The sequence below is a fragment of the Streptomyces sp. NPDC001415 genome, from assembly GCF_053597395.1.
In genome coordinates, this window is the sequence record NZ_JBSFIE010000006.1 from 224,421 (window position 1) to 237,195 (window position 12,775).

A 12,775-nucleotide genomic window follows, 5' to 3' on the forward strand; every position below is an offset into this window, starting at 1 on the left:
AAGCCGGGGGCCAGGGGTGGCAGTCACCCAGTACGGGTGACTGCCACCCCTGAAAGCGGATCACCTCACCTGATTGTTCGCCCGCTTGGGCAGGAAGAACATCAGGGCCCACATCCCGGCGAGGAGGCCGCCGACCCACCACAGCACGGTGATGAATGCCTCGCGGTTGAGTCCGGCGTCGGGTGAGCCGCCGGTGGTGGCGAAGAACACCAGGGCGGTCAGCCCGGTGCCGAGAGCGATGCCCAGGTGCATGGCGGTATTGAACAGGCCCGAGGCGGAACCGGCGTCCTCGTGCGGGACCTGGGCCAGCGACATGTCGGCGAGCGGGCCGCCGACCATGCCGAGGCCGAAGCCGATCAGTACCACCGGGGCGGTCATCGCGAGGAGGGTCAGGTCGGCCTGGAGTCCGTCGGCCTGAACCCCGTAGGCGGCCATCGAGGCGAGAGCGATCAGGGCTCCGCCCTGGGGCAGGCGACGCCCGAAGCGCCCGGCACTCTTCGCCGCGACCGTCGCACCGCCCAGTTCGCCGAGAGCGAGCAGCACGAAGGCCACGGCTGCGTGGAAGGGGCTCATGCCCAGGCCGCGCTGGAGGTACAGCGTCCAGGTCATGAAGTACAGGCCGCACAGCAGGCCGAGCATCAGCTGCGCGGACAGGCCGCCGGAGAACTGCCTGCCGCGGAAGACGGACAGTGTCACGAGCGGGGCATTGTCCTGCTTGCCCTGTTGGTGGCGCAGGAACACGCCGAGGACGAGGAGACCGCAGGCGAGCATGGCGAAGCACCACAGCGGCCAGTGGTGGGTGTGACCCTCGGTGAGCGGAAAGAGGATGAGGACGATGGCCAGTGCGGACAGCAGCATGCCGGTGAGGTCGAGCCGGTCGGCCTTCCGTGCGGTCGACTCGGGGATGAACCTGCGTCCGAAGATGATTACGGCGAGGCCGACGGGCACGTTGATCAGGAAGATCAGCCGCCAGCCCAGTCCGAACAGGTCGGCCTCGGTGAGCAGGCCGCCCAGGACCGGGCCCAGGACGTTGGCGAGCGACAGGATGGCCCCGTACAGGCCGAAAGCCTTGCTGCGGTTCTCGCCGTCGAAGGTGACGTGGAGGGTGGCCAGGACCTGCGGGATCATCAGGGCCACTCCGACGCCTTGGAGCACGCGGGCGGCGATCAGCACGCCCAGCCCGGTCGCGAGGCCACACAGCAGCGAGGCCACGGTGAACACGACGGTACCGATGAGGAGGATCTTGCGTCGGCCGTGGATGTCGCCGAGGCGTCCGCCGGTGATCAGTCCGACGGCGACGGTCAGGGAGTAGCCGGCGGTCAGCCACTGGACCGCGGCCGGTCCGGCGCCGGTCGACTGCTGGATCGCGGGCAGGGCGGTGAGGACGACCGACTGGTCGAGGATGTCCATGAGCTCGGCGACCAGGAGCACCAGGAGGGCGATCCGGGCGGCCAAGGCCATCTTCGGCGGTCGCCCCGATGTGGTGTGAGCTGGGGGTTCGGTGGTGTGCTGCGGCTCGTTGCCGAGCGCGGGGGAAGACACTGGTGGGACTCCTGATCCAAGGAATCGGGGAGCCCTGCCGTCAGCCGCGCCGGGGCCGGAACACACGAAACCCGGGGCAGACGGCAGAGCTGCACCCGGGAAACGACAGGAAACTACGGCGGCGGGCGACGCAACTCAGGCCAGCGCGAGTCCGCCCCCGGACACGTTCGACGACTCAGAACGTGGGGAACGCGGACCGCTACAGGACCTGGGGGATAAAAACACCTCAAGATCGCCACAGAAGGAACAGGAAGCCTGATGCTGCAGCCGATGTCTACGGCGCAGCAACCTCTCTACGGTACGACACCCCTGACCCTGCCACCATCGAATTTCGCACCCACGCTCGTCCCTTCGGCATCCTCATCTCCGGCGCCTCCACCCTGCTGGGCCTGCTGTTCGTATGCCTGGGTTTCGACCAGTAACCAAACCCCTGCATGCGCGATGCGATCGCCGACGACATGCAGTGGAACGGCCTCCCGCAGACCAAGCCGTACGCCAGCAGGGCGATACGTAGCAGCAGACCCCCGGTTGGCGAAACCGAGGATCCCGCGCACCATCAGTGGCCCACCGCCACTACCTGCCCGTCACCTCGGAAGGCCCACCACGACAACTCCAAGTCCCGCTCCGTACGCAGCTGCAGCTCCAGGTCACCCGTGCCGTGGTGATCGAGCCCCGTCACATCGCGGGGGGAAGCCGGGGACGAGGCCGACCTCCTTCGGGTCGGCCTTGAGGTAGACGAGGAGCTTGGTCTGCTGCGGCGGACAGACGCTGGCAAAGTTCCGCAGCCGCTGGTAGGCGCGGTACTGCTTGCGCTGCACCGGGTGACGCCGTCCCGGAGTCCGATCAGGGCCTCGTCAACCGCCTGGGCCAGCTCGGCCACCGCATCACCCTGCTTCCGGAGCGGCGGCGCCCCGGGCACGCAGCGGCGTAGCCGCTTGCCCTGAGCCAAGTGCACGTAGGGGCGCCGGCCCCAACAACCCGAAGAACAGCGTCGAGTCCTAACCGCACAGGGCCATCTACTCCGGCAAGGTCCAGCTGCCCGCAGCTCAGAAAGCGATCGCGACGGACTGGACCACCGCACTGGACACACAGGGACTCAACCAACCGCGCGCAGAACTGCCAACACGGCAGTCGGGGCGCGTACCGGGCCCGCGCGGCCGCCGGTGAAGCGGGGGCGGCACGTCCCTCGCCCGTGACCAGCAGTTACGTGACAGCTCTCAACCGATACCGGTAGCCGTTGAGGCTACGGACAGGACCAGCGCACCGAGCGCGCCCACCGTGCAGTAGAGCCGCAGCTTGCCCCGATCATCGCGTTGGCGGACATACAGTGCGGTGGCCCCGGCAAAGGCCAGACCACCGACGATGAACCACGGCCCCCACAGGTAGAGGTACCAGGCGGTCAGCGCAGCCAGATCTGGCTCAACAGAGACGGCCCCAGCCTCGACCAGCACACCGTGGACGACGAAGAGGCCGCCATGCCAAGTGAGCAGGGTCGCCGCGCCACCGCCGCAGAAGACCATGAGTCGGCTGATCCTTGAGCCCCGCGGTCGCGTCAGGCCGATGCCGATCAGTGCTCCGAAGAGCTTCAGGAAGCCGGTTACGACCAGGACGGCCACGAACCACGGCACGCCGTCGCGAGCGAGCTTCACCAACGACGGCGCCACCGTCGACTGCGCGCCGAAGGTACTACCCGTCGCCCAGACGAAACCGGGTACCGCGAACAAGAACCCCCATGCCGCAGCGGCGTATCCAGGCCAATTGCTGAGGTCGAGGCGGACTGTCCGGCGCGGGACAGGACGCACTGTGTCGTCCAAGGAAGGCATAACCAACATGACTCGACCATGGTCCGCACCGCGACGATGTACGTCATCCGCACGGAGGAACCGCCTCCCCCACGAGAGCTACCTCCCGGCGCCCGAGCTACGAGCGGTCCGACGGAACCGGACCTGGCGGCATCCACACCGGTGACTGCACGATCACGGCGACGATGCACTTCAACGCGTTCGTCGACCTGTACATGGGCACCGCCGAGGGCACGCCCGCAACCAAGTCCGGGTGCCCGGCCTCAGCCACGGTCTACCTCGGCCCCAAGGCACTCCTCGACCTGAAGGACGCAGCCACCCGCACCCTCACGATGACCCAGTTCAACTCGGGTGCCGGCGCCGGTTCCGGTTCCGGCGAGCGTGTGCTCCCGTACGTCACGTCAGTAGCCGTGTCTGGCATCGAACCCTGGGTCGCCTTCGGACGACTGGAGGGAGCTGCCCACAGAGCACCCGGCCACCGGAGATCGGATGTCATGAATCGCCCCCCTCTTGAGGTGGCGTGGAGCTTACGATCGCCAGGGGCGCAGGGTCAGGGATTTCTGGGGGGCACGCCGAGCCGCGCTCACCGCACTGGCGCACATACGGAATCTGGGCGCGGCACTTGAGGAGATCGAGCTCGCTGGTGCACCGCTGCCCTCCCCCGCACGGCGCGCAGGAGGACCGGACGAGCCTCGATGGTGGATCAACTGGCAGTGGCGCCGCTACCGCGCGATCCCCCGCTGTCTTGCCGAGGGCGACGGTTGGCTGGAGATCCCGCACCCGACGCGAACCGGCCCGCTGGATGCTCTTCTCATCGTTCCCGGTCCGCGGTGAACCCTGCCGACCCCTTCAGCACACTGATCAAGTACGCCGACAACGCCTGATGGAGAACGTTTCGTGACCGGCCAGGACCCTCAATGTGTGTTGCCCTCTGAATTCCTCATCACAGCGATGACTCAACGCAGCCCGGACGACCCGGAAGCGGTGCGCCGCTGAGCAGTTGGCCCAGCTCGGCAGCCCCCTGGCTACTGAGCGGCTCGCCAGTGCGGTTGCGGCGGAGATGCGTGCCCGCGGCGGTACGCCGCCGCCCATGACTCCCCGACTGCTTGAGGAACCGACCCTGGCTCAGATCGCGTTCCGGCAAGGCCCGTTGCACGACCTGGTGTTCGCAGCGGCTCGCGACACTCTTCCGACGATCCCCGACGTCGGCGAGCTTGGCGAAGGCGATGACATCGATGACTGGCTGAAGCGGCACAGACAGGCGTATGAGGCCTGGGAGAGTATGTGGCGAGGGATACTCAAACTGCATCCAAGGCGTCACCGGGAGCTCGTGGAATGGGCTGATGGCACCGATGCGGAGCGGACGATCCGCGACGAGCTGCTCGGCAGCCTGCCGTGGGAGGTCGAGCCGGAGCTGCTGGTCGAGCTGGCCTCGGTCGATCTCGGGCGATTCCCTTTCGAGGTGCTGGTGGCCCGAGGCTGCCGTATGCGTCGTGGTGGAGCGGACGAGCAGCAGGTGCTGGATCACTTCGCCGCGGACTTGTCTGCTCTGACGGACGAAGAGCAGGACCACTTCCGTCACTTCCTGGGCCGTACGAGCACCACGCTGATCGACCTGGGGTGCCGGGCCCCCGTCGTCTGGGTGCAGCACACCGCATCCGGAACCTGGCGGCACCTCCTCAACCCGGCGCAGGCCAAGGACGGCTATCGGTCGGTCGACTGGCGGGCCTCTGCCACCACGCTCGCCGACCTCGCGGCGAGGTTCGCCGAGACGGCTGCCCAAGCCCTCGCCTTCTGGGAGTCCGGTGACCGGTACTCGGCCATCGGCTTGGCCGACGTGGCCTGGGTGCGCGACATGATGCTTCACCTGCCGACGGTCACCGAAGACGTCAAGGCCGGCGTCCGCCCGATCGTCCGCGGCGCGCGCGAGCAGTTGAGCTCCCGTCATCCCGGACTTCAGCCGCGTTACGACCAGCGCCGCGAACTTGAGGAGATCCTTGACACGATCGAGCGCGTCCTCGCCGACCCGCCGCCGGCGGTCGGTGCGGATCGTCGCCGAAGCGCACTCGGCGCCCCGGACGAGGTGACCGTGCGCGGACTGGCCGGAGTCCAGGCACAGGTACTGAGCGAGTACCTGGACCGGCACCCCGGTGACGACGCCCTGGTGGAGAAGGCTCTCCTCGCCTGTGCCGCGAGCGGATACCGGTCCGACGACAACTTCGAGAAGGTACTGCGGCGACACGGTCTCCCGAACGAGGCGCTGCTCCGACTCACCGAGGACCTGCGCACGAACCTCGGTGGCGGTCCGCCGTGGCGCGAGGCTTGGACTCGCCTGATCCTGGCCAGGCCGGACAGCGAGCGGGAACTAGTCCGCGCACTCCCGGCCTGGTCGGCGCTGCGTGCCCCGGGCGGTAGTCATGGAAGCGCCCACCCGGCGGTGGTCTCGGTGGTACGTGAGGCTCTGGGCGCCGACCAGGACGCGTGGGACCGGTTCGCGAACTGCCCGGCCAGCTACTCCGGACCGACAGCCTGGCTGCGCCTCGGCGATCTGCTCGACGCGGCCGCCGCTGGGGCGCCTTGGCCGAAGCCCCCGGGGAGCCGATGAGTGGCCAGGCACGTCATGGGCCCGTGGGTTTACGGACCATGCCAGGGCCTCCGCGAAAACCCCTTGGCGGAACCACGGCAGGCACTGCTACGTTTCCGGAGGCCGTGCAAGAGAGCGAGGAGGTGGTACCCGTGAACGTATCGACATGGGTGCTCCCCTCCGGGGTCACGGTCGGGCGATAGGTCGTCCGGGAGCGCCGTTCCATGGCACTCCGGAAAGGCACGACCATGCAATTCACTTCTGAACGGCGTCTCGACGGCGCTGTCGTCGAGCGCGAGTTCACCCTCGGTGAGATCCCCGGCATCCTGTGGACGCCCGCATCCGCACCGGCGCCGCTGATCCTGCTCAGCCCCCCTCCTCTCGGACTGCGCAAGGCATACTCCCGACTGGTGGCCCGGGCTCGGCACGCTGCGGCGGACGGCTTCGCCACGGCCACCATCGAGCTCCCCGGAAGCGGCGACCGGCCCCGTTGGCCCGCCGCCGAGCAGGCCCTCGCCGATCTGCGCCGGGCGCTGGAGGCCGGCGAGCCGGTCAGTGACGAGATCATCGACGCTCTCATCCTCCCCCTGGTCGACAAGTCGGTCCCGGAATGGCAGGCCGCCCTGGACGCCCTCCTTGCGCTGCCCGAGATCGGCGGCCCTGTGGGGTATTCGGGGGGCGTGATCTCCATCGGGACCCGGCTGGCGGTGGTCGAGCCGCGCATCTCGGCCGCCGTTCTGTTCGCCGGGAGTTTCGTCCCTCGCGCCATGTTCGAGGAGGCCCGCCGGGTCACCATTCCGCTGCACGTCCTGCTCCAGTGGGACGACGAAGGGAACGACCGGCAGGCAGCCCTGGACCTGTTCGACACCTTCGGCTCCAAGGAGAAGACCCTGCATGCCAACATGGGCGGGCACACCGGCGTCCCTCAGTTCGCGGGGGACGCCGCGGCCCAGTTCTTCACCCGACACCTGAAGTGACGCCGGGCCGTCAGGCCACCAGTAGACGGTAGCCGTGTTGGCCAGGACGCTGCTCGTCCAGGGACAGGTCCCGGCCCTCCTCGGCTCTCTGCGGCACGGGCCCCTGCCAGAGGCTTGGCAGGGGCCCGTGCCGCCCGAGGCCGTGAATCGCTCGACGTCCGCAACAGGTCGGTCTCCACGGCGATGCCCGTCTTGAGGACATCGCCTGTCCCGGCGCCGCGAAACCCGCGGTCGACGGCGTCAGCCCGCGCCGCGCCTGCTCACAGACGCCGATCGTCGGCCGGGCACGCCACCTCTGCCTCGCGGGTGGTCTTGGTCCAGCCCGTCTGCCCGCGCACCATGCGGAACAGCGCGCGCCAGGCGCAGAGGAACGACATGTAGTTCATGACGACGAAGGAGTGGCCGAGCAGCAGCGCCCGGCCCACGCCCACACCTCTGTCGCGGCGCAGGTACGTCCAGGAGGTGACGAGCGCCGGGGCGAAGGTGAGCAGGTACCAGGCGGCGAGGTTGGCAGGCCACTTCAGGGGGGTGGCGTTGACCGCGGCCGCTCTACGGCCGCGCAGCACCAGCACGTTGGGGCTGCGGATGAACCAGATCAGGCAGTACTGGAAGAGCAGCGACCAGGGCAGGTCCAGGACCCAGGGGACCAGGAGGTAGGCGAACATCTCCAGGGCGGCCAGGTGCCCCATCCGGGGGGCGCGCCAGATCTCGCCCATCCGCCGGATCGCCGTCATATGGCCCTGGTACCAGCGGGTGCGCTGGCGGACGAGCCGTCGCAGGTCGCTCACCCCTTGCTGGTCGACGGAGGCGTGGGCGGTGGTGCGCAGGCGCCAGCCTCGTACGGCCAGGCTGATGGCCAGGTCCAGGTCCTCGGTCAGCGACTGTGACCAGGGGCGTTCGCCCAGTGCGTCGAGCGCGGAGAGGCGGGTGAACTGGCCGTTGCCGCCGAGGCTGACGGTGGAGGTCCAGTTGCGGCCGAACTGGGTGACGGCGGCCATCGCCCAGAACTGGTAGTCCTGGAACCAGGTCAGGAAGTTGCCGCGGCGATTGCGGATGCGTACCCCCAGCTGCACGCCGCCCACCCGGGGGTCGTCGAAGAGCGGCAGGATGTGGCGCAGCGCCCGGTCCGAGAGCCTGCCGTCGGCGTCCATGACGCAGACGACCGTCTCGGCCGGGTCCTGTCCACGGGCCGCAACCCGCTCGCGGATCAGCCGGATGCCGTGGTTGAGCGCCTCGCCCTTGCCCTGGCGGGCGTGGGGAGGGTCGCGGCGCAGCACGGCCACTTCCCCTTCGTCACCGACCGCCCGCGCCCGCGCCCCCGCCCGTTCGGCCACCTGCCCCGTGGCGTCGTCCGAGCCGTCGTCGATGACCACGACGGTGGTACGGGGCCCGAGCAGCCCGGTGACCGTGGTGGCGATCACCGACTCCTCGTTGAGGCAGGGAACGAGGACATAGAGGTCGCGGCGGTCGCGGCGGCCGAGGTGCGGGTGTCCGTACGTGGTGTCTCCCTGGACCCGTAACGCGGCTTTCTGGCGGCGCAGTTCGAGGAGTCCGGCGCCCATGGCGAGGGTGAGATAGCCGGCGGACAGGCCGATGACGGCGTAGCCGATGGAGTCGACGGCCTTGAGCAAAAGGCGTTTCACCGATGGATCTCCTGTTGTGGACGGTCCGTCGGGGATGCGCCCCCGGAGGCGGCGGGAACCGGGTACGGACGGCGGGGCACGGGCAGGCGAGGTGTTCCGGTCCCCGGAGCCGGAGCCCACCGCTCCCTTCCGGTCCGCCGGCGCTGCAACTCCCGCCCCAGGACGAACCCGGCGGGCAGCATCATCGCGCCGATCACGGCCACCAGGGCGCCGCGTCCGGGCGCCCCGGCCCGGGCCGCCGCCATGCCGCCCACCAGCGGCCAGGTGAATCCCATGTACATGGTGCGGCCGTACCTCCGGGCAGGGGAGATGAGCACGAGTCGGGGACGTTTGGGGCGAGGGCCCGACCACTGTCACCCAGAAATCCGCTGCTGGCCAGACCGCGAAGGGGCACGTACGAGACGACTGGAGGCTGTTTCACGCCGACCCGAGGGTGACTGGATTCCCTTAATTCGCAAGCGCACCTGGCGTTTCCCGCTCCCTCACTGTGGAAGTTGCCCGGATTTGGCCATTCATGCCGGATCCGGGCCATTGCATGCCAAGCAACCTCAGAGTTAGCGTCAGCGACGGCCGCACTCAAGACGCTGAGTGTTCGGCCCTTCAGTTTCCGCGTCTTTGCGCGATCCTTCATTCTGCTGAGCGACGGGCGGTGACCCAGTGCGCCAATTTTTTTCTCGCAATGCCGTCGATACAACGGTCAAATATCCCGCGCGACGGATGGAGACCGTATCGCGTTGAACGAACGCCAGCGCATCGCCGTCATCGTGGGCACCCGCCCCGAAGCCATCAAACTCGCCCCCGTCGTTCAGGAGCTGAAGCGGAAACGCTGGGCGCTCCCGGTCGTCGTCACCACCGGCCAACACGGCACGGTGGTCACCGACACCCTCGCCTCTTTCGGGCTGCGCGCGCAGACGGAGCTGACCCTGCCACCCGGCGCGCACTCCGTCACCGAGCTGACCGCCGGCCTGCTCAGGGGGCTGGACAAGGGGCTGAACACGCTGGCGGCCCACGCGGTCGTGGTCCAGGGCGACACCTCATCGGCCCTGGCGGGGGCCATGGCCGGGTTCTTCTCCTCGATCCCCGTGGTGCACGTGGAGGCAGGGCTGCGCTCTGCGGATCTGCGCAGCCCGTTCCCCGAGGAGGCGCACCGGCGCATGATCGCCGAGGTGAGCGATCTCCATCTGGCTCCCACCCACACCGCCCGGGGCCATCTTCTTGCCCAGGCGGTGGCGGCCGAGCGGATCGTGGTGACCGGCAACACCGTGATCGACGCGGTGGTCTCCGCCAGCCGCCGCCGGCCGGCCGGCTCCGAACCGGCGTCGCCGCTGCATCGCATCGAGCGGGATTCCGCTCCGCTGGTTCTGGTGACCGCGCACCGCAGAGAGAACTGGGGCGCTCCGATCCGGCGCATCGGGCAGGCGGTGGCAATTCTCAGTCGGCAATACCCGGACGTCAGCTTCGTGGTGGCGGCACACATGAATCCATTGGTCCGCGCCGCGATCGAAGATTCCCTCCGTGATCGCCCCAACGTTCATCTACCGGGTCCCATTCCGTACGACACCTTCGCCCGGCTCCTCGCCCGTTCCATTCTCGCCATCACGGACTCGGGCGGAATCCAGGAAGAGGCAGCCGCTTTTGGCCTGCCGGTTCTCGTGACCCGCGACAACACCGAGCGGACCGAGGGGATCGATTCCGGCCTCGCCCGCCTGGTCGGCACCCAGGAATCGGAGATCGTCGCGGCCGCGGAAAAGGAATTCGCGCGTGAGGGAGCGCTCTCGGGTGCTGGTGAACGGCCACGCGTACGACGCAATCCCTATGGCGACGGCAGGGCGGCCCGGCGCTGTGCGGACGCCTGTGGCTGGCTGCTCGGCCTGGCACCCAGACCGCTCGACATCCCGATGGGCTTCCCCGAGGAGGAGTGATGGCGACACCAACTGCTGTGCCCCATGGCACGATCACAACGGTGGCGGGCACCGGCGCCGCCGGGTACGACGAGGACGGCGTCCTGGCCACTGATGCCGCGCTCAACGGCGCCAGGGTGGCCACGGACCGGTCCGGCACGTTCTACATCGCCGACACGGACAACCACCGGATACGCAAGGTCGCCTCCGACGGCATCATCCGGACGATCGCCGGCACCGGGACCTCCGGGTTCAGCGGTGACGGCGGGCAGGCCACCGCGGCGCAGATCGCCCAGCCGGTGTCGGTGGCCGTGGGCACCGACGGCAGCGTGTACTTCGCGACGTGGGGCTGGAGTCGCGTACGCAAGGTGGCGCCCAACGGCATCGTCACCACCGTCACGGGCGGCGGGGCGGGGACCGCGGACGGCGGGAAGGCCGTCGACGCCAGCCTCAGCAACGTCTTCGCCATCGCGCTGGACGGGGCCGGGAACCTGTATCTCACCGAACGCTACGGCCACAAGGTGCGCAAGGTGGGCACCGACGGCGTCATCCGTACGGTCGCCGGCACCGGCCAGGCCGGTTACGACAAGGACGACGTCCCCACCACCACCGCCAAGCTCAACAGCCCCAAGGGCCTTGCGGTGGACGGGGCCGGCAACCTCTACATCGCCGACACGGGCAACCACCGGGTGCGCAGGGTCGGCTCCGACGGCGTCATCCGTACGGTCGCGGGCACCGGGGAGCCCGGGTACATCGCGGACGGCGGGCCCGCGGTGAAGACCCGGCTCAACTCCCCCGAAGGTCTTGCCGTAGACAGCGACGGCAACCTCTACATCGCCGACAGCGCCAATCACCGGGTGCGCCGGGTGGACCCTGGCGGCATCATCACCACACTCGCCGGCACCGGCACCGGCGGCTACGACGCCGACGGCACCATGGCCGACGCCGCGCGGCTCTACTTCCCCAACACCGTCGCGCTGGACGGCGACGGCAACCTCTACATCGGCGACAGCAGCAACAACCGAGTGCGCAAGGTCGCCGGGGCGACCCGCTTCGACCCGGCCAAGTTCCCGATCGCCGACCTGTACGGCGCGGCCGTCGCCCCGCACACCGTGCAGCGCGGCCAGGAGTTCGACATCGGCGCCCGGATCCGCAACCGCGGCCCGAACACCGTCGACGGGGAGAGCGTCACCGTCGTCCTCACCCTGGCCGACGGCCTGACCGGCGGCCCGGGCACCACCGGACGGCGGCTCACCCGCACCTTCCCCGGCGTGCGCATCATCCCCTACTTCCAGGCCCTGCCCAACGGTTGGGACCACCTGGACGCGCTGTTCCGCGTCAGCGCGCCCGAGACCACTCCCGCGGGCACCTACGAATGCACCCTGGAGATCCAGTACAGCGGCGAACTCAATCTGAAGGACAACACCTTCGCCCTCCCCGTGACGGTCGTCGTCCCCCGGGACGTCAGCGACGAGACCGCCCTGGAGATCCGCCAGGAGACCGTGCCCGAGGCAGCTCCCGGACAGCCGACCAAGTTCAACGTCCTGTTCAACTCGCCCACCGGGCAGCCGGTCAACCCCGGAGTCATCACCCAGCGCTTCACCGCGCCCACCGGCTTCGTCTTCACCGGCCAGCCGTCGTACGGCTATTACGGGACCCTCCACGGCGTGATCACCGGAAACCTGGACTACGTGATCGAGGACGACGGCCGCACCCTGACCATCACCGCCAACCCTCACGTCAACACCACCACCAGCGACACCGGCCCCCTCGTCTACACCATCGGCATCCAGGCGCTCCCCGGCGCCCGGCCCGGCGTCTCGGCCGACGGCAGCGCCAGCGTCGGCAAGCACGCCCCCATCCAGATCTCCGGCAAGGTCACCGGCTCCGGTCAGGACGAAGGGGCACTGCGGGTGGCCCAGGAGAGCGTTCCCCAGGCGGCGCCGGGTGCGACGACCTCCTTCAACGTCGAGATCCGCTCGCTGAACAACGTGCCAGCCAACCCCGGCACCATCGAACAGCGCTTCACCGCCCCCACCGGCTTCGCCTTCACCGGCGGCGCCTCCTACGGCTACTACTACGTCAGGCCCGCTGTCACCGGAAACCTCACCACTCGCCTCGAAGACGGCGGCAAGACACTCGTCATCGAGTCCAACCCGCACGTCAACACCGGCAGCACGGACGCGACGGCGCTGCTCTACACCCTCTCGGTACGCGCCCTGCCCGATGCCACGCCCGGCTCGTACGAGGACGGGCGGGCCGTCATCGGCCGGCTGGCCCCCGTACCGCTTTCCGGCCACATCCTCTGACCCGACAGGAGCAGCAA

Annotated in this window: 8 protein-coding genes and 1 pseudogene; 4 read left to right on the top strand and 5 right to left on the bottom strand. The window is 69.2% G+C overall.

Annotation, left to right across the window (positions count from 1 at the left end):
• Positions 1-60: 60 nt before the first annotated feature.
• From ACWC2B_RS10600 to ACWC2B_RS10610, 3 genes and pseudogenes are all read right to left on the bottom strand, one after another.
• Entirely contained in the window at positions 61-1,542 is a 1,482-nt protein-coding gene (locus tag ACWC2B_RS10600; RefSeq protein WP_450716091.1) for an MFS transporter, read from the bottom strand.
• 556 nt (positions 1,543-2,098) lie between these two features.
• Positions 2,099-2,479 (bottom strand): annotated as a pseudogene (locus tag ACWC2B_RS10605) (transporter); the annotation flags it as partial.
• Between the two features lie 280 nt (positions 2,480-2,759).
• Complete coding sequence (locus ACWC2B_RS10610; RefSeq protein ID WP_450716092.1) at positions 2,760-3,266, bottom strand: DUF3995 domain-containing protein; 507 nt, start codon at positions 3,264-3,266, stop codon at positions 2,760-2,762.
• A 1,408-nt stretch (positions 3,267-4,674) separates the two neighbouring features.
• On the opposite strand from ACWC2B_RS10610, the gene ACWC2B_RS10615 reads away from it, so the two are divergent.
• The gene (locus tag ACWC2B_RS10615; RefSeq protein WP_450716093.1) at positions 4,675-5,949 is read left to right on the top strand and encodes a hypothetical protein; all 1,275 of its coding nucleotides are present in this window, start codon (positions 4,675-4,677) and stop codon (positions 5,947-5,949) included.
• A gap of 227 nt (positions 5,950-6,176) precedes the next feature.
• Entirely contained in the window at positions 6,177-6,905 is a 729-nt protein-coding gene (locus ACWC2B_RS10620; protein WP_450716094.1) for an alpha/beta hydrolase, read from the top strand.
• A 260-nt stretch (positions 6,906-7,165) separates the two neighbouring features.
• On the opposite strand, the gene ACWC2B_RS10625 is transcribed toward ACWC2B_RS10620, so the two are convergent.
• A complete protein-coding gene (locus ACWC2B_RS10625) occupies positions 7,166-8,548 on the bottom strand; it encodes a glycosyltransferase (RefSeq protein WP_450716095.1) in 1,383 nt (460 codons plus the stop codon).
• Positions 8,545-8,829 (bottom strand): hypothetical protein, encoded by a 285-nt coding sequence (locus tag ACWC2B_RS10630; protein ID WP_450716096.1) that lies wholly within the window; start codon positions 8,827-8,829, stop codon positions 8,545-8,547. Before ACWC2B_RS10630 ends, ACWC2B_RS10625 begins: the two co-directional genes overlap by 4 nt.
• Before the next feature lie 453 nt (positions 8,830-9,282).
• Between ACWC2B_RS10630 and wecB the strand changes: the two genes are divergently transcribed.
• Together wecB and ACWC2B_RS10640 are read left to right on the top strand one after the other, a co-directional pair.
• Entirely contained in the window at positions 9,283-10,470 is a 1,188-nt protein-coding gene (gene wecB / locus ACWC2B_RS10635; RefSeq protein WP_450716097.1) for a non-hydrolyzing UDP-N-acetylglucosamine 2-epimerase, read from the top strand.
• On the top strand, positions 10,470-12,758 hold the full coding sequence (locus tag ACWC2B_RS10640; RefSeq protein ID WP_450716098.1) for an NHL repeat-containing protein: 2,289 nt from the start codon (positions 10,470-10,472) through the stop codon (positions 12,756-12,758). Before wecB ends, ACWC2B_RS10640 begins: the two co-directional genes overlap by 1 nt.
• Positions 12,759-12,775: the final 17 nt, after the last annotated feature.

Coding starts and splice junctions, on each gene's coding strand:
- ACWC2B_RS10620 (WP_450716094.1), top strand. CDS start 6,177: ATGCAATTCACTTCTGAACGGCGTCTCGACGGCGCTGTCGTCGAGCGC.
- ACWC2B_RS10630 (WP_450716096.1), bottom strand. CDS start 8,829: ATGTACATGGGATTCACCTGGCCGCTGGTGGGCGGCATGGCGGCGGCC.
- ACWC2B_RS10640 (WP_450716098.1), top strand. CDS start 10,470: ATGGCGACACCAACTGCTGTGCCCCATGGCACGATCACAACGGTGGCG.